The sequence below is a fragment of the Streptomyces sp. NRRL B-3229 genome, assembly GCF_000719505.1.
GTDB classification, from domain to species: domain Bacteria; phylum Actinomycetota; class Actinomycetes; order Streptomycetales; family Streptomycetaceae; genus Streptomyces; species Streptomyces griseorubiginosus.
The window spans coordinates 77,832-100,198 of sequence record NZ_JOGP01000027.1 but is presented as its reverse complement, the minus strand read 5'-3'; the positions used below and the strand labels follow the sequence as shown (position 1 = coordinate 100,198).

15 protein-coding genes, 1 other RNA gene and 2 pseudogenes are annotated in these 22,367 nt (G+C 71.6%); 5 read left to right on the top strand and 13 right to left on the bottom strand.

Annotated features, from left to right (window positions below; translation table 11 throughout):
* Positions 1-4,952 (bottom strand): AMP-binding protein (locus IF54_RS0133430; RefSeq protein ID WP_030325687.1); only part of this gene is annotated, 4,952 nt, incomplete at its 3' end.
* Positions 4,953-5,168: 216 nt separating this feature from the next.
* Between IF54_RS0133430 and IF54_RS0133425 the strand changes: the two genes are divergently transcribed.
* A complete protein-coding gene (locus tag IF54_RS0133425; RefSeq protein ID WP_030325685.1) occupies positions 5,169-6,002 on the top strand; it encodes a shikimate dehydrogenase family protein in 834 nt (277 codons plus the stop codon).
* Between the two features lie 466 nt (positions 6,003-6,468).
* Complete coding sequence (locus tag IF54_RS0133420) at positions 6,469-7,863, top strand: class II 3-deoxy-7-phosphoheptulonate synthase (RefSeq protein ID WP_030325682.1); 1,395 nt, start codon at positions 6,469-6,471, stop codon at positions 7,861-7,863.
* Positions 7,864-7,948: 85 nt separating this feature from the next.
* On the opposite strand, the gene IF54_RS0133415 is transcribed toward IF54_RS0133420, so the two are convergent.
* The 6 genes from IF54_RS0133415 to IF54_RS0133395 form a co-directional block, all read right to left on the bottom strand.
* The gene (locus IF54_RS0133415) at positions 7,949-8,629 is read right to left on the bottom strand and encodes a 4'-phosphopantetheinyl transferase family protein (protein WP_030325680.1); all 681 of its coding nucleotides are present in this window, start codon (positions 8,627-8,629) and stop codon (positions 7,949-7,951) included.
* Positions 8,626-8,844 carry a hypothetical protein gene (locus IF54_RS42845; RefSeq protein ID WP_159002257.1) on the bottom strand — a complete coding sequence of 73 codons (219 nt, stop codon included), beginning with the start codon at positions 8,842-8,844 and terminating at the stop codon, positions 8,626-8,628. Before IF54_RS42845 ends, IF54_RS0133415 begins: the two co-directional genes overlap by 4 nt.
* A 160-nt stretch (positions 8,845-9,004) precedes the next feature.
* Positions 9,005-9,784, bottom strand: a complete 780-nt coding sequence (locus tag IF54_RS0133410) for an AfsR/SARP family transcriptional regulator (RefSeq protein ID WP_051735633.1) — start codon at positions 9,782-9,784, stop codon at positions 9,005-9,007.
* A gap of 187 nt (positions 9,785-9,971) precedes the next feature.
* Positions 9,972-10,607, bottom strand: coding sequence for a ScbR family autoregulator-binding transcription factor (locus tag IF54_RS0133405; RefSeq protein WP_051735632.1), 636 nt, complete (start codon positions 10,605-10,607; stop codon positions 9,972-9,974).
* 167 nt (positions 10,608-10,774) lie between these two features.
* A complete protein-coding gene (locus IF54_RS0133400; protein ID WP_324616577.1) occupies positions 10,775-12,043 on the bottom strand; it encodes a cytochrome P450 in 1,269 nt (422 codons plus the stop codon).
* A gap of 90 nt (positions 12,044-12,133) precedes the next feature.
* The gene (locus IF54_RS0133395) at positions 12,134-12,814 is read right to left on the bottom strand and encodes a ScbR family autoregulator-binding transcription factor (RefSeq protein ID WP_030325672.1); all 681 of its coding nucleotides are present in this window, start codon (positions 12,812-12,814) and stop codon (positions 12,134-12,136) included.
* A 223-nt stretch (positions 12,815-13,037) separates the two neighbouring features.
* Here IF54_RS0133395 and IF54_RS0133390 point away from each other — a divergent pair, with 223 nt between their 5' ends.
* Positions 13,038-14,936 (top strand): acyl-CoA dehydrogenase, encoded by a 1,899-nt coding sequence (locus tag IF54_RS0133390; RefSeq protein ID WP_078852191.1) that lies wholly within the window; start codon positions 13,038-13,040, stop codon positions 14,934-14,936.
* Positions 14,937-15,222: 286 nt separating this feature from the next.
* Here the strand turns inward: IF54_RS0133390 and rnpB are convergent.
* The 5 genes and pseudogenes from rnpB to IF54_RS0133370 all read right to left on the bottom strand — a co-directional run bounded on the left by rnpB (position 15,223) and on the right by IF54_RS0133370 (position 19,587).
* Positions 15,223-15,630: RNase P RNA component class A (gene rnpB, locus IF54_RS40610), an RNA gene on the bottom strand.
* A 133-nt stretch (positions 15,631-15,763) separates the two neighbouring features.
* A pseudogene (locus tag IF54_RS44240) lies at positions 15,764-16,483 on the bottom strand (DMT family transporter); the annotation flags it as partial.
* Positions 16,484-16,565: 82 nt separating this feature from the next.
* Complete coding sequence (locus IF54_RS0133380; RefSeq protein ID WP_030325666.1) at positions 16,566-17,393, bottom strand: AraC family transcriptional regulator; 828 nt, start codon at positions 17,391-17,393, stop codon at positions 16,566-16,568.
* Positions 17,394-17,437: 44 nt separating this feature from the next.
* Positions 17,438-18,016 (bottom strand): annotated as a pseudogene (locus IF54_RS39930) (Uma2 family endonuclease).
* 116 nt (positions 18,017-18,132) lie between these two features.
* Positions 18,133-19,587, bottom strand: a complete 1,455-nt coding sequence (locus tag IF54_RS0133370) for an RNB domain-containing ribonuclease (RefSeq protein ID WP_030325664.1) — start codon at positions 19,585-19,587, stop codon at positions 18,133-18,135.
* 63 nt (positions 19,588-19,650) lie between these two features.
* On the opposite strand from IF54_RS0133370, the gene yaaA reads away from it, so the two are divergent.
* Entirely contained in the window at positions 19,651-20,433 is a 783-nt protein-coding gene (gene yaaA / locus IF54_RS0133365; RefSeq protein WP_030325661.1) for a peroxide stress protein YaaA, read from the top strand.
* A gap of 74 nt (positions 20,434-20,507) precedes the next feature.
* Positions 20,508-21,176 carry a bifunctional 4-hydroxy-2-oxoglutarate aldolase/2-dehydro-3-deoxy-phosphogluconate aldolase gene (eda, locus tag IF54_RS0133360; RefSeq protein ID WP_420790780.1) on the top strand — a complete coding sequence of 223 codons (669 nt, stop codon included), beginning with the start codon at positions 20,508-20,510 and terminating at the stop codon, positions 21,174-21,176.
* A gap of 19 nt (positions 21,177-21,195) precedes the next feature.
* On the opposite strand, the gene IF54_RS0133355 is transcribed toward eda, so the two are convergent.
* On the bottom strand, positions 21,196-22,359 hold the full coding sequence (locus IF54_RS0133355) for a bifunctional RNase H/acid phosphatase (RefSeq protein ID WP_030325659.1): 1,164 nt from the start codon (positions 22,357-22,359) through the stop codon (positions 21,196-21,198).
* Positions 22,360-22,367 lie beyond the last annotated feature (8 nt).

Here is a 22,367-nt window from a genome sequence, read left to right as displayed (position 1 = left end):
AACACCGGATAAGCCGCATACAACTCCCGGCCCATACCGACCCGCTGAGCCCCCTGACCGGTGAACAACACCGCCAGACGACCACCCCCCACCACCGGCACATCCCCCGACACCGCCCGCAGACCAGCCACCGCTTCGGACAGGTCCTCCGCCACGACGGAAGCGCGGTGGTCGAGGGCGGCACGGGTGGTGAGCAGGGAGTACGCCACGTCGGCCGGAGCCGGTGCGCCGCCCCTCTCCAGGTGGTCGGCCAGGCGCTGCGCCTGCGCCTTGAGCGCGGCCGTCGAGCGGGCCGACACCACGAACGGCAGCGGACCGGCGAACTCGGCCTCCTCCGAGGCGGTTTCCTCGGCCGGTGCCTCCTCGATCACCACATGGGCGTTCGTCCCGCTCACACCGAACGACGACACACCCGCCCGTCGGACATGGCCCTCCTCCCGGGGCCAGGCACGCGCCTCCGCCAGCAGTTCCACACCGCCCGCCGACCAGTCGACGTGCGGAGTGGGCTCTTCGACGTGCAGGGTCTTGGGCAGCTCCTCGTTGCGCAGGGCCATCACCATCTTGATGACGCCAGCCACCCCGGCCGCGGCCTGGGCGTGCCCGATGTTCGACTTCAGGGAGCCCAGCCACAGCGGACGGTTCTCCGGGCGGTTCTGGCCGTAGGCGGCGATGACCGCCTGGGCCTCGATCGGGTCGCCCAGGGTGGTGCCCGTGCCATGGGCCTCGACGACGTCCACGTCCGTCGGTGCCAGTCGGCCGTTGGCCAGGGCCTGGCGGATGACACGCTGCTGGGAGGGGCCGTTGGGCGCGGTCAGGCCGTTCGAGGCGCCGTCCTGGTTGACGGCGGAGCCGCGTACGACGGCGAGGACGGGGTGGCCGTTGCGGCGGGCGTCGGACAGCTTCTCCAGGAGGACGACGGCGACGCCCTCGGACCAGGCGGTGCCGTCGGCGGCGGACGAGAAGGCCTTCGCACGACCGTCGGCGGCGAGGCCGCGCTGGCGGGAGAACTCCACGAAGACACCGGGTGTCGGCATGAGGGCCGCGCCGCCCGCGAGGGCCATGGAGCACTCGCCGCTCTGTAGGGACCGTACGGCCAGATGGAGGGCGACCAGCGAGGAGGAGCAGGCGGTGTCGACGGTGACCGCCGGGCCTTCCAGGCCGAGGGTGTAGGAGACCCGGCCGGAGGCGACGCTGCCGGCGATGCCGATGCCGATGTAGCCCTCGGTGCCCTCGGGCACCTGCTGGATGTTGCTGCCGTAGTCATGGTGCATGAGGCCGCTGAAGACGCCGATGTGCGCGCCGCCGAGGGCGGTCGGGTCGACGCCGGCCCGTTCGAAGGTCTCCCAGGAGGTCTCGAGGAGCAGCCGCTGCTGCGGGTCCATCGCCACGGCCTCGCGCGGGGAGATCCCGAAGAAGCCCGCGTCGAACTCGGCGACCCCCGGGAGGAACCCGCCGTGCCGGGTGTAGGAGGTACCGGGGTGGTCGGGGTCGGGGTGGTAGAGGTGCTCCAGGTCCCAGCCGCGGTCGCCGGGGAACTCGGTGATGGCGTCGGTGCCTTCGGCGACCAGCCGCCACAGCTCCTCGGGGCCGACGGCGCCGCCGGGCAGCCGGCAGCCCATGGCGACGATCGCGATCGGCTCGTCGGACGCGGCCGTCTCCGGCACCTCGACGGTCGGCTCCTCGTCCAGCAGGTCGAACAGCCGGCGGCGCAGATGCGCGGCGACGGCGGCGGGCTTCGGCTGGTCGAAGGCGAGGGTGACGGGCAGCCGCAGCCCGGTCCGCTCGGTGAGCCGGTTGCGCAGTTCGACGGCGGTGGCGGAGGTGAAGCCGAGTTCCTTGAAGCTGCGGCCGGTGTCCAGCGCGGCGAGGCCGGTGATGGCGCGGACCTGTTCGGCGACCAGGTCGAGCAGGACGCGCTCCTGCTCGGCCCCGGTGAGACCGTCGAGGCGGGCGCGCAGGGTGGCCGTGGCGTCGTCGGGGGCGGTGCCGGTGCCGCGCGGGATGTCGATCAGCTCGGCCAGGAGCACCGGCACCTCGCCGTCGCCGAGCGCGGTGAGATCGGGCCGCAGGGCGGCGAGTTGGGGCTGCGCGACGGTGTGCGCCGCGTCGAACATGGTGAGGGCGTCGTGCGCGGTCAGCGTGCCGACCGGCCAGGGGCGGTCCGCCGCGGTGTCGGTGGATCCCTCCCAGGGGCCGAGGGCCAGCGAGAGGGCGGGCAGCCCGCGGGCGTGGCGGTGGCCGGCGAGGGCGTCGAGGGCCGCGGCAGCGGCAGCGGCGGGACCGTGGCCCGGGGTGCCGAGGAGGCCGTCGACGGTGGTGACCGTGATGAACGTTGCGAGCATGGAGTTCTTGGTCAGCTCGTGCAGGGCGAGGGCGCTCTGCAACGCGAGTCGGCGGCCCTTGCGGGTGCCGAGCTCCTCGCGTCCCGCAAGGTGCACGATCGCACTGACGGGCGTGGCGGAGCGGGCGAACAGCCTGGCGAGCGCCTTGCGGTCGGCGATGTCGCAGCTCTCGACGCGTACGTCGACGCCTGCGCGGGCGAGTTCCCCGCGCAGGGCGGCGTGCGGGTGGCCGTCCTTGCCTGCGAGCAGAATGCGGCGGGCGCCGTAGACCGCGGCGAGATGGCGGGTGAGGTGCTCGGCGGCGGCCGAGTCGGCGCCGGTCACCAGAACGGTGCCGCTGGTGTCGGGGACGCCGGTGCGGCGGGCTCCGGCGGCGGAGTAGGCGCTGCCGACGGCGGCGGCGCGCACCAGCCGGGGGCGCAGGACCACGCCGTCGCGGACGGCGCTCTGCGGTTCCTGCGAGGCGACCACGAGGGACAGGGCGGTGGCGAGCCGGGCCGGGTCGTCCTCCTCGTCGGCGCCGAGGTCCACCAGCACGAAACGGCCGGGGAAGTCCGCCTGGTAGGAGCGCATGAGGCCCCACACCGCGGCGTGCGAGAGGCCGTCGAGGGTGTCGTCGTGTCCGGTGGCCACGGCGTCGCGGGTCGCGACCACCAGCGGCAGGCCGACGGTGCGTTCCTCGGCGAGCCAGCCGTCGAGTGCCTCGGTGAGCCGGGCGACCAGCGCCTCGATCCCGTCGGTGCGGCCGACCGGGCCGGTGCCGTGGGCGTCACCGAGCAGAAGGACGGCGACGTCGGGCGTCTCGGCCCCGGCGGCGAGGTCCTCCACGAGTGTGTCGAGGGCGTCGATCCCGGCCAGCGCGTCCACGTCGGCGAGGTCGGCCAGGCCGCCCAGGGACAGGTAGGTCTCCACGGTGTCGCCGAGGTCGCGCAGGGCGCCCGTCAGCGCCGTGCCGTAGATGTCGCCGGCCAGCGCCCAGCGGCCCGGGACGACCTGCGGGGTGGGCACCGAGGGCAGCGGCAGCCAGTCGGTGCGGAAGAGGGACTCGTAGCGGCCGTCGCCGGAGGCGCGCAGCCGGGCCGGCCGCTCCAGCAGGACGTGCCGCATGGTCTTGCCGGAGGCGGTACGGGGAATGCGGTCGATCTCGTACAGCTCCTCGGGAACCTTGTGGTATGCGAGGTGTTCGCGGCAGATCTCGAAGAGGCGCTGCGGGTCGACGCCCTGCGGGCCGGGGACGAGGAAGGCGACCGGGACCTCGCCCAGCACTTCGTGGGGGCGGCCGGCGACCGCCACGTCGGCGACGCCGGGGACGGTGCGCAGGACGTCCTCCACCTCGCCGGGGTGGATGTTCTCACCGCCGCGGATGATCAGTTCCTTGATGCGGCCGGTGACGGTGAAGTAGCCCTGCTCGTCGCGGCGCGCCAGGTCGCCGGTGCGGAACCAGCCGTCCTGTAGGGCGGCGGCAGTGGCCTCGGGCTGGTTGTGGTAGCCGACCATGACGCTGGCGCCCTTGACCCAGACCTCGCCCTCCGCGCCGACGGGCACGTCCACGCCGGTCTCGGGGTCCACGAGCCGCACCTCGAGCCCGGGGACGGGCAGCCCGCAGGAGCCCTCGACGCGGGCACCGGTGGGCCAGTTGATGGTGATGGAGCCGCAGGTCTCGGTGGAGCCGTAGGCGTCGAGGAGCGGGGCGCCGAAGACCTCCTCGAAGGAGCGGCGCAGCTCGGCGGTGGTGATGGCGCCGCCGACCAGGCACATCCGCAGGTCGGGGGCGGTGAAGCCGCCGGCCCGGGCGGCCCGCACGAGGTAGTGGTACATGGTCGGCACGCCGGCGAGGAAGGTGGCCCTCTCCTCGCGTACGGCGTCGAGGATCTCGTCGGCGGAGTAGCCGTCGACGATCCGGGCGGTGGCGCCGACGGCGGTCACGGTCAGCACGCAGACGATGTGGGCGAGGCTGTGGAACAGCGGCAGCGGCCAGACGACCCGGTCCTCGTGGGTGAGGCCGGGTATGGGGGCGTAGCAGGCGGCCACGGAGGTCAGGCAGTTGCGCTGGGTGGACAGCACGCCCTTGGGCCGGCCGGTGGTGCCGGAGGTGTAGAGCATCCAGGCGACGTCGTCGAGGCCGAGGTCGTCGCGGGCGGGCTCGGCGGGTTCCGTCGTTGCGAGCTTCTCGAACGAGACGGTGCCCACGGGCGCCGGGCCGTCGCCGGTGACGACGACCCGCAGCTGCGGGCGGTCCTTCACGAGGCGGGTCACGGTGTCCATCAGGGCGGGCTCGGTGATCAGGACGCGGGCTCCGCTGTCGTCCAGGAGGTGGGCGAGTTCCGACTCGGTGAGGCGGGGGTTGAGGGGGACGCCGACGGCGGCGGCCCGGGTGATCGCGAGGTAGCTCTCCACGTGGTCGACGCTGTTGCCGTGCAGGATCGCGGCCCTGTCGCCGGGTTGCAGACGCAGGGCCGCGAGATGACCGGCGAGCCTGCGGGTGCGGGCCTCCAGCTCGGCGTGGGTCACGCTTCGCCCGGCGTCACGGTAGGCGATCTTGGTTCCGAAGCGATCGGCGTTCGCCCTCAGCAGCTGGGGCACCGGCCGGATCAATTCGGTTCGCAGCATGGCGGAACACCTCTCATGGAAAGGAGAATCGTGGCCTACACGGACAGGCTCTCGGCGGAGACTCAAGCGTCACATTCCGGCCGTGCCCGTGGACCACTATCAGCCCCCCTATATGGGCCCTGTATCGGCGGCCGTACGGGTATGCGAGGGGTATTCGCCGGGCGTGTGTGGCGCAATGCGAAGGTAATTCGGAACGAATTGATCGGAGGCCATTCGATGTCGCATTCCGCTGGCGCGGTCCCGAGGATCACCGGCCGTACCCGGCTGTTCGCCGTGCTCGGTGACCCGGTACGGCAGGTGCGGGCGCCGGAGCTGCTCAACCCGGTCTTCGCACAGCTGGGCCTGGACGCGGTCCTGGTGCCGGTGCACGCTTCCGTTCTCCACCTGGGCGAGGTCGTGCGCGGCCTTCAGCGGGCGGGCAACGTGGACGGGCTGCTGGTGACCGTCCCGCACAAGGCGGCGGCCCGGGCCTTCGCCGATGTGCAGAGTGCGGCGGTGCGGCTGGCGGGTTCCACGAATGCGCTGCGGCGCGGTGCGGACGGGCGCTGGTACGCGGAGAACTTCGACGGGGCGGGCTTCGTGGCGGGGCTGGTCGCCGCCGGTCACCCGCCGGCCGGGCAGCGGGTGACGCTGGTGGGCGCGGGCGGCGCGGGCGGCGCGATCGCGGCTGCGCTGGTGCTCGCCGGTGTGGCCCGGCTGGACGTCGTCGACGTGGATCCGGCCCGGGTCCGCATGCTCCTGGACCGACTGTCCGACCACGCGCCGGGCGTCGTACGGGAGGGTGCGACGCCGTCCGGCGACACGGCCGACCTGGTGGTGAACGCGACTCCCCTGGGCCTTCGGGAGGACGACCCGCTCCCCTTCGACCCGGCCCGGCTGGCCCCCGGCACGCTGGTCGCGGACATCATCATGAGCCCGCCCGAGACCCGCCTCCTGCACACGGCCGCTGCCCACGGCCTCGCGACGCACCGGGGCGCCCCCATGCTGACCGAGCAACTGCGCATGTACCGCGAGTTCTTCGACCTCCACCCGACCGAGGCAACGGAATGACCCCGCGGACATCACCATGCCGCGCGTTCGTTCGCGGACCACTTCCGGGGGGGCCGAGGTGCGCCGCGAGGCCCGGCAACCGATCTGGCCCCCGGTGACGCTCCAGTGGTACGGCGTCATGACCAAGCCCCGCCCCCGGCCGCCGGCCACGGTCTCCCCACCCCCGGGGCGCCCCGTTCTTCGAGCCCCGCCCCGCAGCAGCAGCGGGGTGGCCGCGGCATGCCCGGGTGCACTCGGTCGGCACGGACCCTGCCCGGCGCGGACCACGGCGGACGCCCTCGCGGCGGCCGGGACGGAATCCCGACGACGAACACACGTCCCCATGCCGCTCGTCCTCAGCGGGAACCCGCCGTCGGCGCCCTGCCACCGCCTGGGATCGCGAGGACAGAGAACCTGCCGCCGCGGGTTGACGGGCAGTGCGGACGCGATTCCCCCGGCGTGGCCGCCCTCTTCCTAACCTGCGCGCATGAATCCCACCATCGGCGACATCACGGACCAGCGGTCCCGGGCCCTCGCCCGGTTCCCCTCCGACATCGAGGCCCGGGTGGCGGAGGCGTCAGCCCGGCCCGCCGGCCAACAGCCCACCTGGCCGGACCCGGCCCTCGCACTCGCCGCGCGGGACGCGCTGACGCAGTTGCCACCTCTGGTCGTGCCGGGCGAGGTCGACCGGCTCCAGGAGCGGCTGTCCCGAGTGGCTGAGGGGAAGGCGTTCCTGCTCCAGGCCGGCGACTGCGCGGAGACCTTCGACGGCAACACCGAGTCCCACGTCACCGCGAACATGCGCACCCTGCTGCAAATGGCCGTTGTGCTGACGTACGCGGCCAGCCTTCCCGTCGTGAAGATCGGCCGCATCGCCGGCCAGTACGCCAAGCCCCGCTCCAACGCCACGGACGCGCTGGGCCTGCCCGTGTACCGCGGCGACATCGTCAACTCCCTCGAGCCCACCCCGGGCGCCCGGGTCCCGGACCCGTCCCGGATGCTGCGCGCGTACGCGAACTCGGCGGCCTCCCTCAACCTGGTCCGCGCCCTGACCGCGTCCGGTCTCGCCGACCTCGGCCGGGTGCACGACTGGAACCGCGACTTCGTCAGTGCCTCGCCGGCCGGCGAGCGGTACGAGGCACTGGCCGGGGAGATCGACCGGGGCCTGGCCTTCATGTCCGCCTCCGGCGCCGACCACGGCGCCCTGCACAGCACGGAGATCTACGCCAGCCACGAGGCGCTGCTGCTGGAGTACGAGCAGGGCCTGCTGCGCTGGGCCGCCGGCGCGTCCGGCGAGCCCCGGTTGTACGGGCTCTCGTCGCACATGCTGTGGATCGGTGAGCGCACCCGCCGCCTGGACGGCGCCCACATCGCGCTCGCCGCGCTCCTCGCCAACCCGATCGGCCTGAAGCTGGGCCCCGGCACCTCGCCCGAGCAGGCCGTCGAGTACGTCGAGCGGCTCGACCCGGACAATGTGCCGGGCCGCCTGACCCTGATCAGCCGGATGGGCAGCTCGAAGGTGCGCGATGTGCTGCCGGCGATCGTGGAGAAGGTCGAAGCGAGCGGCCACCGGGTGGTGTGGCAGTGCGACCCGATGCACGGCAACACCTACGAGGCGGCCAGCGGCTACAAGACCCGCGAGTTCGACCGGATCCTCGACGAGGTGAAGGGCTTTTTCGAGGTGCACCGGGCGTTGGGCAGCCACCCGGGCGGACTGCACATCGAGCTCACCGGTGACGACGTCACCGAGTGCCTGGGCGGCGCCGAGCAGATCGATGAGCAGGCTCTGGCGCTGCGCTACGAGAGCAGCTGCGATCCCCGGCTGAACCCGAACCAGTCGGTCGAACTCGCCTTCCTGGTGGCCGAGATGCTCCGCTCGTGACACCCACGGCACGTGCGCGAAGGGGGCGCCCGGACACCTGCGCGGCTACCGCCGCGTGGTCCGGGCGCCCCCTTCGCGCACGTGCTCAGCGTCCGGCCGCCGGCAGGGCGATCGCGGTCAGCAGCAGCCCGCCCGCGGAGGTCCACCGCCCGGCGAGCACCGCGCGCGGCTCTCCGCCCAACACCAGTCCCGGGACCGTGAACCGGGCCCGGAAGGAGCCGTGGACGGGGTCGAGGGTGATTGCGGCGTCCTCGAAGCCGAGCCGCACCCCGGTCGCCGGGTACGCCGACTTGTACACCGCCTCCTTGGCGCTGAACAGCAGCCGGTCCCAGGCGACCGACGGGCGGCTGCGCAACAGCCGTCGTACGTGCGCCCGTTCGCCGGGCAGGGCGATGGCCTCCAGCAGGCCGTCGGGGAGCGGTTCGGCGGGCTCGGCGTCGATGCCGAGCGCCACGACGTCGCGCCGCCGGGCGAGCGCGGCCGCCCGGTAGCCGCGGCAGTGCGTCATGCTGCCGACCACACCGGCCGGCCAGCGCGGGGCCCCGTCGGAGCCCGGCACCAACGGCACGGCGGCCACACCGAGCTGTGCCAGGGCCCGGCGGGCGCACAGCCGTACGGTGGCGAACTCGCGCCTGCGCTCCGGCACGGACCGGGCCACATGAGCGGCCTCCTCGGGCAGCAGGCGCGCCTGTGGGGGGTCCCGCAGCTCCTCGGCGAAGACGACGGGCGGCGGCAGCAGCGGCGCGAGGAGGGCCTGCGTGGTCATTCCGGCAGGAGGGCGGGGTGGCGCCAGGCGAGCGCGGTGTACCGCTCGGCACGCGCCGCTGTACTCTCCCGTGAGTCTCCGGAGTACGAGCCGAGTCCGCCGGTGAAAATACCGATGGCGGCGTCGAGCGCCACATTCAGGCTTATCGCGGAAGGTGCCGGAGCTTTGGCTCCAGGAATCACCTGGGTGACCTTTTCGGATGACTGAGCGGACATGACGACCCCTCCCTTTCCGGCTACAAGAACTTCCCTTGTCAAAAAAGGTAGAAGTTCCGGCCGTCCGAGGGATCCCCTAGCCCACCCCTGCATTTTCAGAGAGCCGCCCCATTTCTGATCCAGGAATTCCTGATCGATTCCTGGTCCGTGGGGTCCGCGCTCAGACGAGCTGCGGGTGGCGGCCCAGCAGACGCGGCTCCTGGTTGAGGATCGCGCGCTCCATCTCCTGGAGGTCGCGCGTCGGGTCCAGGCCGTGGATGTCGACGAGCGCCTGCCGGGTACGGCGGTAGGCGGCAAGGGCCTCGGTCTGCTGACCGCAGCGGTAGAGAGCGAGCATGAGCTGGTGGCACAGCCTCTCGCGGGTGGGTGAGGCTGCTGCCGCCTGCTCCAGGTCCACAACGAGTTCGCGGTGCCGCCCCAGCTCCAGTCCGGCGGCTGCCCAGTCCTCGTAGGCGGTGAGCCGCTCGCGCTCGAGCTGGACGAAGGCCGGCCAGCCGATGCCGGCCTCGGCGAGGTCGACGAGCACGGAGTCCCGCCACAGACCGAGCGCGTGGGCGAGCGAATCGACGGCCGACTCCGGGCATCCGGAGGCGAGTTGGGCCCGCCCCTGAGCGGCAAGCCGGCGGAAGCGAAAGGCGTCGACGCCCTCGGTGTCAAGGTTCAGCTGGTAGCCGTGCGGCGCGGTGACCAGGCGGATGCCATGGCCCTCGGCGTCGGCCTGATCGAGGATCCTGCGGATACCGGAGACGCCGTTCTGCACCATCTTCCGTGACGTCATCGGCGCGTCGTCGCCCCACAGGGCGGCGATGAGGCGGCTGGTGGCGACGACCTTGTTCGGGTTGAGCACGAGGTAGCCGAGGGTGGCCCGTTGGACGACGCCGCCCAGCGGCAGCGCCCGACCGGCGATGACTTCGAGCGGGCCCAGCAGGTTGAACTGCATTTTTTCCCCCACGCGTTGTGACAGTCCGATTGCCTGCCACCATGAAACAAACCGGCTGTACTGTTTGTCAAGCGATTCCTGCACCATGGCGCCCGCTCACGCCGCCTGCCAAATCGGGCAAAATTTCCTTACTGGCAGCTCAAACCCTTGATCGCTTGACTACAAAAAAACCAGCGTGCCAGTTTTTTTACGACTCTTGACGCTCCGCATCCCCCTGAGCGCACCCCGCCGGCACGAAGTGGTGCCGCGCCGAGGCGCCCACGATGCGCGGCAGCACGAGCGCCCAGAACCGGGTCAGCACCGCCCGCTCCAGCCAACGGGCGTCGGTTTCGCCCCGGGCCTGGAGACCGGCCCCCACGGCCACCACGACCACCGCCAGTTCCTTGGGCGAGGACTCGGACATCAACGCACCCTCACGGTCCGCCCGTTCGAGCGAGGCCTCCACCCACTGCTGCCAGTCGCGCCACAGGTCCGGTGCGGCCTCGCTGCGCTCGCCGCGGCCGCTGAGCCGGAACCCGACCCGCAGCACCACATCCCGCCCAAGTCCCTGCACGAGTTCGTGACTGGCGTCGATGAGCCCCTGCACGGTGCGGAGTTCGCGGGGGCGGGTGATGCGCTTCAGCCGCGCCGCCGCCTCGATCACCACGGCGTCGACAAGCGCCGCCTTGTGGGGGAAGTGGAAGTGCAACGCCCCGTTGCTCATCCCGGCCTTCGCACTGATGGCCGCCAGCGAGACCGAAGCCGGGCCTTCCAGGTCGAACAGCTCGGCCGCAGCCTTGACGAGGGCGGTGCGCGTACGAATCGCGCGTTCCTGCTTGACCATGGGCTCCGTCGCTTTCAGGGTTCGCCATCGGAAACCCACCTTAACAAACCGGCACAGCGGTTTGTAGTCAGGAGAGGGGTGCACAGGGGAATCGACCGGAAGACACGCATGGGGTTCGCGCCCGGCGGGCGCGAACCCCATGCGTGTCGATCAGCGCTGCCGCGGGACTACGGATGCAGGAGCACCGGCATCCGGCCGTAGCCGTTCAGCAGGAACGTGGGCAGCGGACGCAGCTCCTGCGGCGTGCAGGCCAGCGCAAGGCCGGGGAAGCGCTCGAACAGTGACCGGAAGGCGACGGTTGCCTCCAGGATCGCCAGCGGGGCCCCGAGGCAGCGGTGCGTGCCATGGCCGAAGCCCAGCACGCCGCGGTCGGTGCGCAGCAGGTCGAAACGAGCGGCATCCTCCCCATGCCGCTCGGTCTCGCGCCCGCCCGCCGCGAAGGAGACGAGGATGGGGTCGCCACGCTCGATCCGCACACCGTCGAGGTCGATCTCCTCCACCGCGAACCGCATCGGCGAGTAGGAGGCGGGACTGTGCACCCGCAGCGTCTCGGAGACCACGTCGTCCCAGCTCGCCCGGCCCGCCCGCACGTGCTCCAGCTGGTCGGGCCGGGTCAGCAGCGCGCCCACCCCATTGACGATGAGCGTCGACGTGGTGTCCTGACCGGCCGCGATCATCAGGAAGAGCGTGCCCAGCAGTTCGTTCTCCGTGAGCCGGTCCCCGTCGTCGCGGGCCGCTATCAGGGAAGAGGTCAGGTCGTCGCCCGGCGTCTGCCGCTTGGCCGCCACCAGCTCGGCCAGCAGGCGGAACGCCGTGGCGCGGGCCTCCTCGATCGCCTGCGCCGAGGCACTGGAGGAGAACACCATCCGCAGGGCGGAGCACAGTTCGTCGCGCACCGGCCCCTCGGCGAGGCCGAAGAGCTCGCAGACCACCCGCAGGGGCAGCAGCTCGGCGTATGCGGATCGCAGTTCGACCGGTGCGCCGGACGCCTCAGCGGCCAGAGTGTCCAGCAGCGTGGAGGAGAGTTCCTCCACGCGGTGCTTGAGTTCCGCGGTGCGCCGTGCGGTGAAGGCACCCGCGACGAGTCTTCGCAGCCGCGCGTGCTCCGACCCGTAGGCGAAGAGCATGTTCTCGTTCGCCACCCAGGGGAACAACGGCCAGTCGGGCGTGATCCGTCCCTCCGCGAAGGCAGGCCAGTGGCGCCGGGCGTCCTTGGAGACCCGCGGGTCGACCAGGAGCCGCTCGACACAGTCCTGCCGTACGACCGCCCAGGCCCGTACTCCGCCAGGCAGTTCGACCTCGACGGCGGGTCCGCGCTCGCGCAGCAGCGCGGTCTCGGCGGCGATGTCCTGGCCGGTCACATCCAGCACGTGGGCGCCGGAAAGCACCTTCATCAACATGTACTCCGTTCGGTAGTCGTCTGCGTTGCGTTGCATTCCGCCCCCTGCGCACGCACACCCACCGAGGAGATCGAGGGGCCCTGCCGGACCCCTCCCCCGTGGTGCCGGTCCGTCACCGGCCGGTGTTCACACCGCCGCGGCGGCAGCCGGCTCGTCCCGCCGGCGCAGAGCTTCCTCGTAGACCCGCTTCGCCCGGTCCGGTGCGAAGTCCAGCCGGACCAGCACGCTGGGGACTGCGATGGTGGACATCAGGCTGCGCATCAGGTCCGCCACCCGCTCCACGATGTCCGCGTGGCCGGTCAGTATCTTGGACAGCATCTGCACCCCGGTGAAGGACCCGGTGAACAGACTGGCCGTGGCGCCGATGTCCACATGCGGCAGCAGCTCACCGGCAGCCTTCGCCCGGGTGAGGACGTCGAGGTTGTGGTCGATCCAGCCCTGCATGGGCACGCGCCGGTCCAGACCGTCCAGCAGGCCACCCTGCTCCACGGTGAGCCGGACGCTGCCGCGCACCATCGGATCACCGAGGCGCAGCAGGTGGGCGAACAGGAGTGCCTCGTCCAGGCTCTGTTGCAGGAACAGGTCCTGCGGCGGCACCGGGGGCAGGGCTGCCACCTGACCGGCCAGCACCTCCTGGGCGAGCTCCTCCTTGGAGGAGAAGTGGAAGTACAGCGCTCCCTTGGTCACGCCGCACTTCTTGATGACCTCGGCGATCGTCGCCGCTTCGTAGCCGACTTCGTCGAACAGTTCGGCCGCCGCCAGGATGATCTTGTTGCGAGTCCGGATTGCCCGATCCTGCTGTACCACTGCATGCCTCCGTGCCCTCTGTGCGAACAGACCGAGGGGTTGGTGTTCCTGTCGCCCGCGCGGAGCGACCGCTCCACCGGTCGACTCGCACGCCCTTCCGGCGAGAATAAAACCATCGCGTCGGTTTTTCAAGACTTGAAAACAAAACCGTTTGGTCCGTAGGTTTCTCCCAGCGCCACCACAACAACGTCTGGCTTGGGCACTCAAATTGGGGGAAATACGGATGTTCCGCCCTGTCAAGGCACCGTTCAGGCACGCTCTGGGGACTGTTTCTGCGTTCGAGGAGTCCATTCCTCCCTCGCGTCCGGTCCCTCCGGTCGGAATCAGCGTCCTCGACGAACTCACCGGCCTGCTCTTCCAGGGGGACGAGCAGGAGCTCGTCCACGGCGCCTGGCGCCGCCTCGTCGGTGGCGAGGCCTTCGCCCACCAACCGGGACTGACCCCGGGCGAGCGCGCGGAACTCTCGTACCGGCGGCTGCGCCTGGTGAACGACGCCGCGGCCGACGCGGAGGCTCTCGTCCGCGACACCCGACGACTGACCGCCCTGCACGAGTGGACCGGCTTCACGGACGGCGGGCTGTGCACCGTCGCCAGCATCCACTACAACCTCTTCCTCGGCAGTCTGCTGGACCACGACGGGCACCTGCGCGACCTGTCCGACTACACGTCCATGGGGCGCACCGGGGTGTTCCTCTGCACCGAACTGGAGCACGGGAACGACGTGGCCGCGCTGCGCACGGTCGCGGAGTTCGACCGGGCGACAGGCGGGTTCGTCCTGAACACGCCCGCCCCGGGCGCCCGCAAGTTCATGCCCAACACCAGCCTGACCGGCGGCCCGAAGAGCGCCGTCGTCGCCGCCCGCCTTCTGGTCGACGGCGAGGACCAGGGCGTCTTCCTCTTCCTCACGCCGCTCAGCGACGAGCACGGCCATCTGCCCGGCGTCCAGGTCCGCCGGCTCGCGGACCGCACGGGCACCCCGGTGGACCACTGCCTGACCTCGTTCGACCACGTCCTCCTGCCGCGCGAGGCCATGCTGGAGGCCGAGCACGGCCGACTGGACGAGGACGGCCGGCTCACGAGCTCCCTCGGCAACAAGCGGAAACGTTTCCTCCACTCTGTGGGCCGGGTCACCGTCGGCAAGCTCTGCATGAGCGCCGGCACGCTCGGCATGGCGCGAGCCGCCCTCACGATCGCCACCCGCTACGCCCACCACCGGCAGATCAGCGGCACCAAGGCGGGCCAGCGCGTCCCGCTGACCGCCCACCGCAGCCACCACGGCAGACTGTTGTGCTCCCTCGCCACCGCCTACGCCATGACCTTCCTGCAACGCTCGGTGGTCGAGAGCTGGGTCGCCCACGACGAGACCGACCGCACGGAGACCGAACGGCTGGAGCGCCTGATCGCCGTCGCCAAGGGGTGGATCACCTGGCAGGCCCGGGAGATCACCATCGAGGCCCGCGAGCGGTGCGGCGCGCAGGGTCTGTTTCCCGTGAACGGACTGTCCGAGCTTCAGGGCAATGTCGAGGGCGGCATCACCGCCGAGGGCGACAACCTGGTCATCTGGCTGAAGGCGGCCTCCGAGATGGTCTTCGGGCACGCTTCGGGCCCCGCCGAGCCGACGCTGCCCGTCGGCCGGGACCTGACCGACCTGGGCTTCCTGCGGGACCTGCTGGCCTCGGCCGAGCAGATCTGGCAGCGGCGTGCCCGTCTGGCGTTGCGCGGCGGTCCGTCCGGTGACCCGCTGGGCCGCTGGAACGAGACCTCCGGCGCGGCCCTGGAGATGGTCTCCGTGCATGTGCGGCTACAGGCGGCGGACGCCCTGCGCGCCGCCACCGAGCGCACTACGAACGCCCGGGCCCGGTTCCTGCTGGAGAGCTTGTGCCGGCTGTTCCTTCTCGAACAGTTGCGGGAACACACCGGCGACCTCATCGCCGCCGGCCTGATGTCCGCCGAGCACGTGATGTCCCTGCACGCCACCAAGGAGTCGCTCGTCGCCGGGCTGGCCCCCCACCTGATGACCCTGGTGGGCGCCTTCCAGATCCCCGAGGAGTACCTCGCCCGGATCCCCATCGCGAACGCGGACTACGCGGACCGCCCGGCCCTGAGCCCCAGCACCTCCTGATCCACTGAGACAAGCGCGAGGAGGGTGCCGCCCCACCGGGGGCGGCACCCTTTCCGCTTTCCCCGGCCGCCGTTACGGCGCAGAGTCCTCCTCGTTCCTAGCCGCCCCGTACGCGCGGTCCGGGCGTGCGCGTCGGCGGCGGCGTGGCGGTCAACGGGGCGGCCGACGAGCTGCCGCGGGTAACCACACGGCTGGCGTTGGTCGGGTTGGTCCGGGTCTGCATCGTGGTGCACCCGCTTGGGCGGCACCTAGTTCAGGCCAAGAGCCCAGTTCAGATTCCTAATGGCAGACGAGTCAGGCTGTACGCCGGGTTCTGTTCCGAGGGGGTCTCGCGAACCCCTCGGCGACGGCCATCCATCTAGGGCCTACGTTGCCGTAGGCCTCGTGCGGTCTACCCGTGGACTCGGGCGGGCAGCCCTCGAACGTCCACGCAGGGCCACCATGACAGTGGCCCCTTTTGACCTTGCTCCGGGTGGGGTTTACCTAGCTGCCCAAGTCGCCCTGGGCACTGGTGGTCTCTTACACCGCCGTTTCACCCTTACCGGGGACCGAAGTCCCCGGCGGTTTGTTTTCTGTGGCACTTTCCCGCGGGTCACCCCGGGTGGCCGTTAGCCATCACCCTGCCCTGTGGAGCCCGGACGTTCCTCGGGGAGTCCTCCAAGAGGGGATTCCACGCGGCCGTCCGCCCGGCTCGTCTGCCGTGGGGACCATGCTACCGGGGCCTCGGGGCAGGCTGGTTCCGCGGTGACCTTCACCGGGCCCGCCGTCGCCAGGACCGAGCCCGCCAGGATCAGTGCGAAGGCCACTCCTACGCCCACCGTCAGGGGCTCGGAAAGGAACAGCACCCCCGCCACCACCGCCACCGCCGGGTTGACGTACGTGATCACCGTCGCCCTCGTCGGACCGATCTCCTTGATCAGTTCCAGGAACGCGACGAACGCCACCGCCGTGCAGATCACTCCCAGGCCGGCCAGAGCCGCCAGGACCGACGAAGATGGCATGGACGAAGGCCAGGTCAGCGCCGCCCCCGGCGCGTACACCAGCGCCGCCAGCGCCAGGCACGGGGCCGTCAGCTGGAGGGAGGGGATGTCCTTCAACCAGCGTGCCGCTATCAGCGGGGCCGTGGCGTAACCCACCACCGTCACCAGCACCTCCGCCATCGACTTCGCGTCGCCCCCGGTGAGGTGCGGAACGGTCAGGACTCCCACCCCCGCCAGTCCCAGCGCCAGGCCCGTCACCCTCCGCGCCCCCAGCCTCTCCGTGTCTCCGAAGAAACGGGCCAGCAGCACGCCGACTATCGGTACGCCCGCTATCAGCAAGCCCGCCGTGGAGCTGGAGAGGTGGTGTTCCGCGTCCGTCAGCGTGTACCAGGGGCCCATGATCTCGATCACCGCGAAGGCCAGCATGGGCAGCCAGTGCGCTCGGACCGTCCGCGTCAGGCCTCCCTGGCGGATCGCGAACGGCAGCAGGAGCAGGGCGCCCAGGGCGCAGCGTACGAACACCACCATCGCTGCCGACAGCGGGGCGTCCACCGCCACCTTGATCATCAGGTAGGGGATGCCCCACACCACTCCCATCAGGGAGAACAGGAACCAGCCGCGTGCACTCATGCGGCCATCGTCGGCGTCCTCAGCGGCTCGCGTCTTGAACGCTGTTGCGGTACGCCGCCGGGGTCACCCCCAGCACCCGGCGGAACCAGCGCGTCAGGTGTGCCTGGTCCGCGAAACCCACCGCTCCCGCGACCTCGGCCGGCCGGAGGCCCGACTCCAGCAGGCACCGCGCCCGGTTCACCCGGTACTGGGCCAGCCAGGCGTACGGCGGTATCCCCATCGCCGTACGGAACGCGCGGAGCAGTTGGTAGCGGGACATGCCCAGGTCGGTGGCGAGATCGGCCAGGGAAGGGGGTGTCAGCAGTTCGTCGGCCAGGCGGTCGCGGACCACGCGGGCGACCGCGGCCGCACCCGCGCCCGGGATCACGCAGTCCGCCACGCGGGCCGTGGAGTGGCGGCAGGACAGGGCCGTGAGGAGCCACGGGAGGCGGGACTCCGTCTCCAACGGGTCGGGGCAGGCGCTGAGTTCGGTGTGCGCGAGGCGGAGGGCGGCGGCGAGTTCCGGGTCCTCTATCAGGGGCTCGCGGAAGTGCGGGAGGCCTGTCGAGCCGTCCTGGAGGAGGGGAACCTCCGCGTACAGGGCGCGGTAGGCGTAGCCGTCCGTCGGGGTCCCCGGGCCGCCCGTGTGCATCTCCCCGGGCGCCAGGACGACGATCGACCCCGGGCCGGTGCGGATGTGGCCGCCCCGGTAGTCGATGATCTCGGAGCCGCCCACGCACACGCCGATCGTGTACTCGTCGTGCGCGTGCGGCGCGTAGACGTGCTTGTCGAAGCGGGCGGTGAGCAGGTCGAGCGGAGGGCCGCCCCGTCCCAGTCTCGCCCTTGTCCACAGCGCCTGTTCCACCACGGTCGCCCCCTGTCCGTCCGATGCAGGGTGCAACGCCGTCGGACTCAGAGAAAGTCCGCGGTCTCCAGGTCGAAGGCGAACGGGGCGGGGAGAGCGATCGGCTTGCCGAAGGAGCGGGTGCAGTGTTCCCGGTAGTCGTCCTTCTCCGGAGCGCTGAACAGGGTGACCGACGACGCCTCGCGGTCGACGAGGAGGTAGAGGGGGATGCCGCCGCGGGCGTAGCAGCGGCGCTTCGCCTCGCGGTCGGCCCTCGGTTTGGTACACGTCACCTCGAGGACCATGGCGACTCTGTCGCAAGGCATCCAAGAGTCGGCGCTCGCGAAGAGGTCGAGGTCAAGAGCGGCGAACGTGACATCCGGGACCACATGGTTCTAAGGGCAGGCCTCGCCGCTTTTCAGCTTCAGGCCCTTGTTTCCGGAGAAGTCCATCTCGGTGCGCGAATGCTTGATCACCTGCCGCACGATCCGGCTGATGTACTTCTCGTGCTCCCCGTCCGGCGGCGGCGTCACAACGATCTCCCCCTCGATCAGTTCAGCCCGGAAACCCTCCGGGGTGTCGAGGGCCAGGAAGATCTCCAGCAGTCCCTCAGCCGGTGTGAGCGGCTCATGGGCCACGGCACTCATGTCACGCCCCTCCTTCTGCCGCTCATCAGGCTGGGACATCCGAAGATCACCTGTCCGTGAGATCGGGAACCGTTCCCTCGATCGTGGCACAGCCTCAGCACCACCGTCATGCACCATCAAGCAGGCGCGAAGCGCACCTTCGCACCGCCCGGAGACGCCCCAGAACCCGAACCCGAACCCGGGCCCGGATCCGACTGCATGACCCGCACCCGCACCCGCTCCCCCAACGCCAACCCGTCCCCATCGATCCGCCCGATCACCGCCGGCGACTCCAACTGCACCGTCCCCACCCCCGGTCGGTGTTCGTCCACGTCCACCACGCACCCGTCGAACACCTCCCCCACCCGGTCCTTCAGCACCGCCGCCTCGACCAGGTCGACGCACGCCCGTTCCACCGAGGCCACCCGCCGACCGCCCTCGGACATCTCGCGGGGCAGGGCGTCGAAAGCCGCGAGCACCCACTCCGGTACGGCCGTCCCCGCCACCGCCGCCAGACAGATCTCCGACGCGTACCGGTCGACGAGCCGTCGCAGCGGGGCCGTGCAGTGGGCGTACGGGGCCGCGACCGCCGCGTGGGTCGTGATGGCCGGGAGCACACCGTCCCGGAAGACCGTGTAGCCCGCACCCCTCAGCAACGTCGTGCACTCCTGGAGGAACGCCGCGTGCGACGGCACCCCGGGATCGAGCGAGCGGATCAGTGCCGCGTACGACACGTGGTGCGGCCAGTCGATGTGCAGGGCCTCGGCGGTGCGGCGCAAGCGGCCCACCGCGCCGTCCGGGGCCGCCGGAAGCGTACGCAGCACCCCCGTGCCGTACGCGAGCATCAGGTCCGCCGCCGCCATGCCCGTGAGCAGGGAGATCTGGGCGTTCCAGGCGTCGGCGGCCACCCCGGCCCGGTACGTCAGCTCATACCCGCCGTCCCGCTCGACGATCTCCTGCTCCGGGACCCGCAGGGAGATCCCGCCCCGCTCGGCCTCCAGCGCCTCCCGCAGCTCGCCGATCTCCTTCAGCAAGAGAAGCGGTTCCTCGGCCGTGCCCGTGTCGATCGCCTTCTGCACGCCCTCGTAGTTCAACTTGGCGCGGCTGCGGACCAGGGCCCGGTGGACCTCGGCGGCAGTCGTACGGCCTTCCGCGTCGAGGTCGATCGTCCACAGCGCGGCCGGACGCACCTGGTCCGGGAGGAGACTCGCGGCGCCCTCGCTCAGCACCGGCGGGTGGAGCGGAACGCGGCTGTCCGGGAAGTACAGGGTCATCACCCGTCGGTGCGTCTCCGCGTCGAGCGAGCCGCCCGGTGCGACGAAGGCGGCGACGTCGGCGATGGCGTACCGCAGGCGATAGCCCGTGCCCCGGCGGGAGAGATGCATCGCCTGGTCGAGGTCAATGGAGGCCGGTGGGTCGATGGTGAAGAGGGGGATGCCGGTCGCGTCGACGTGAGCCCCTGGACGAGGGGGCCGCTCGGCCTCGGAAAGCACCTCCGGCGAGAAGTCCGACGGCACGCCCAGCTCGGTGCGCAGGGCGGCGAAGGCGGCCCGCAGCGGGTCGTCGGTCACACGTATGCGGCGGCGGGGCATACAGCGAGGGTAAGCAGATCGGGCCCCGTACGCTGTCCGGAGCTCAACAGAAGGAGATCTTCCGTGCTGGTCCTGCTGCCTCCCTCCGAAGGCAAGGCGTCCTCCGGTCGTGGCGCCCCGCTGAAGCTGGAGTCGCTGTCGCTGCCCGGGCTCAACGAGAGCCGGGAAGCGGTTCTCGACGCGCTCGTCGAGCTGTGCGCCGGCGACGAGGAGAAGGCGCGGGAGGTCCTCGGGCTGAGCGAGGGGCTGCGCGGCGAGGTCGCGAAGAACGTCGAACTCCGGACCGCCGGAGCGCGGCCCGCGGGTGAGATCTACACAGGAGTGCTTTACGACGCCCTCGACCTGGCATCTCTCGACGCGGCGGCGAAGAGGCGCGCAGGGCGTTCCCTTCTCGTGTTCTCGGGGCTTTGGGGAGCGGTCCGGGTGACCGACCGGATTCCGTCGTACCGCTGCTCGATGGGGGTGAAGCTGCCGGGGCTGGGGGCGCTGGGCACGCACTGGCGGGCGCCGATGGCCTCCGTGCTCACCGAGGCCGCCGGGAGCGGGCTCGTCCTTGACCTCCGTTCCTCCGCGTACACCGCCGCCTGGAAGCCGAAGGGCGAGGTCGCCGGGCGGACGGCGACCGTGCGGGTGCTGCACGCGCCGACCCGGAAGGTCGTCAGCCACTTCAACAAGGCGACGAAGGGGCGGATGGTGCGGAGTCTGCTGTCGGCGGGGGTCGCGCCGAAGGGGCCGGCCGAGCTGGTGGAGGCGCTGCGGGAGCTCGGGTACGTGGTGGAGGCGGAGGTGCCGTCGAAGGCGGGGCAGCCCTGGGCGCTGGATGTGCTGGTGGACGAGGTCCACTGAGACCGCCCACCGTGGCGTTGCGCAGGGTGCAATGACCTTTGCGCAAGGTGCCTCGCTTGGCCATGATGGCCGCCATGACCGCCATGGCCTCCTCGCACCCGCACACGCACCCGCACGGCTCGCTGCTCGACCTGGCGCCCGTCCTCCCCGTCGTCGTGCTCCAGGACGCCTCCGACGCCGTACCGCTCGCCCGCGCCCTGGTCGCCGGTGGGCTTCCCGCGATCGAGGTGACGCTGCGGACCCCCGTCGCGCTCGACGCGATCCGGGCGATCGCCGGGGAGGTGCCGGACGCGGTGGTCGGGGCCGGGACCGTCATCACGCCGGCGCAGGTGAGGGACGCGGTGGCGGCCCGCGCCCGCTTCCTCGTCAGCCCGGGCTGGACGGACGTACTCCTTCAGGCCATGCGGGAGTCCGGGGTGCCGTTCCTGCCGGGGGTGTCGACCGCCTCGGAGGTCGTGGCGCTGCTGGAACGGGGCGTGACGGAGATGAAGTTCTTCCCGGCGGAGGCCGCCGGCGGTACGGCCTATCTCGCCTCGCTGGCCGGGCCGTTGCCGCAGGCGCGGTTCTGTCCGACCGGAGGGATCGGGGCCGCTGACACGCCGGAGTACCTGTCGCTCCCCAACGTCGGCTGCGTGGGCGGGACTTGGATGCTGCCCGCCGACGCGCTCGCCGCGCGGGACTGGGGGCGCGTGGAGGCGCTGGCCCGCGAGGCCTCCCGGCTGGGGGCGGCTACGGCCGCCTGAGGCGTCCCGGCCGGGACCGCTACGGCCGCAGGTGGGACGTGTCGTTGAGCAGCCGTACGCTCGCGTTGCCGTCCGCGTAGTACGCGACCGCCGACAGGGAGGCCGCGGAGAGTTCCATGCGGAACAGGGACTCCGGCGGGGCCCCCAGGGCCAGGCGTACGAACGTCTTGATCGGGGTGACGTGGGTGACGAGCAGGACCGTGCGGCCCGCGTACGCCGCGACCAGCTTGTCGCGAGTGGCCGCGATCCTCGTCGCCGTGGCCGCGAAGCTCTCGCCGCCGCCGGTGGGTTCGGCCTCGGGGTCGGCGAGCCACTTGGTCAGGTCGTCGGGGTAGCGCTCGCGGACCTCGCCGAAGGTGAGGCCCTCCCAGGCGCCGAAGTCGGTCTCGATGAGGCCGTCCTCGACGGTGACCTCGATACCGAGCCGCTCGGCGACCGCGGCGGCGGTCTGACGGGTGCGGGTCAGCGGCGAGGCGAGGATGTGCTGGATCGTGCCGCGCCTGGCCAGCGCTTCGGCGGCCCGCTCGGCCTGCTCGCGGCCGATGTCGGAGAGGGAGGGATCCGTGCCGCCGCTTCCCGAGAACCGCTTCTGGGGGGTCAGCGGGGTCTCACCGTGCCGCAGGAGCACGAAGGTGGCCGGTGCGCCCATGTCGGCCGGGGCCCAGCCGGGACTGGCGACGGCGGTCGCGGCTCGCACGTCCGCGTCAGCTTTGGCGGCACGCACGTCAGCCTGCGCCCCGGCCTCGGCGGACGACGGCTTCCGTACCGAACTCGCCGAACCCTCGGAGTCCATCGCCTCGTTCGCCAACCGGTCCGCCCTCTTGTTCTGCTCGCGCGGGATCCACTCGTAGGTGACCTGGCCGGGAGGGAACACCCGGCCCGCCTCCAGCGCCAGCGGCTTCATGTCCGGGTGCTTGATCTTCCAGCGGCCCGACATCTGCTCCACGACGAGCTTGGAGTCCATGCGGACGTGGACGCGGGCCGAGGGGTCGAGGTCGTGGGCGGCGCGCAGGCCGGCCAGCAGCCCCCGGTACTCGGCGACGTTGTTCGTCACGACGCCGAGGTACTCGTACGTCTCGACCAGCGTCTCCCCCGTCGCCGCGTCCAGCACCACCGAGCCGTAGCCGGCCGGGCCGGGGTTGCCCCGTGAGCCGCCGTCCGCCTCGACGATGAACTCCCGCACGTCCAGGG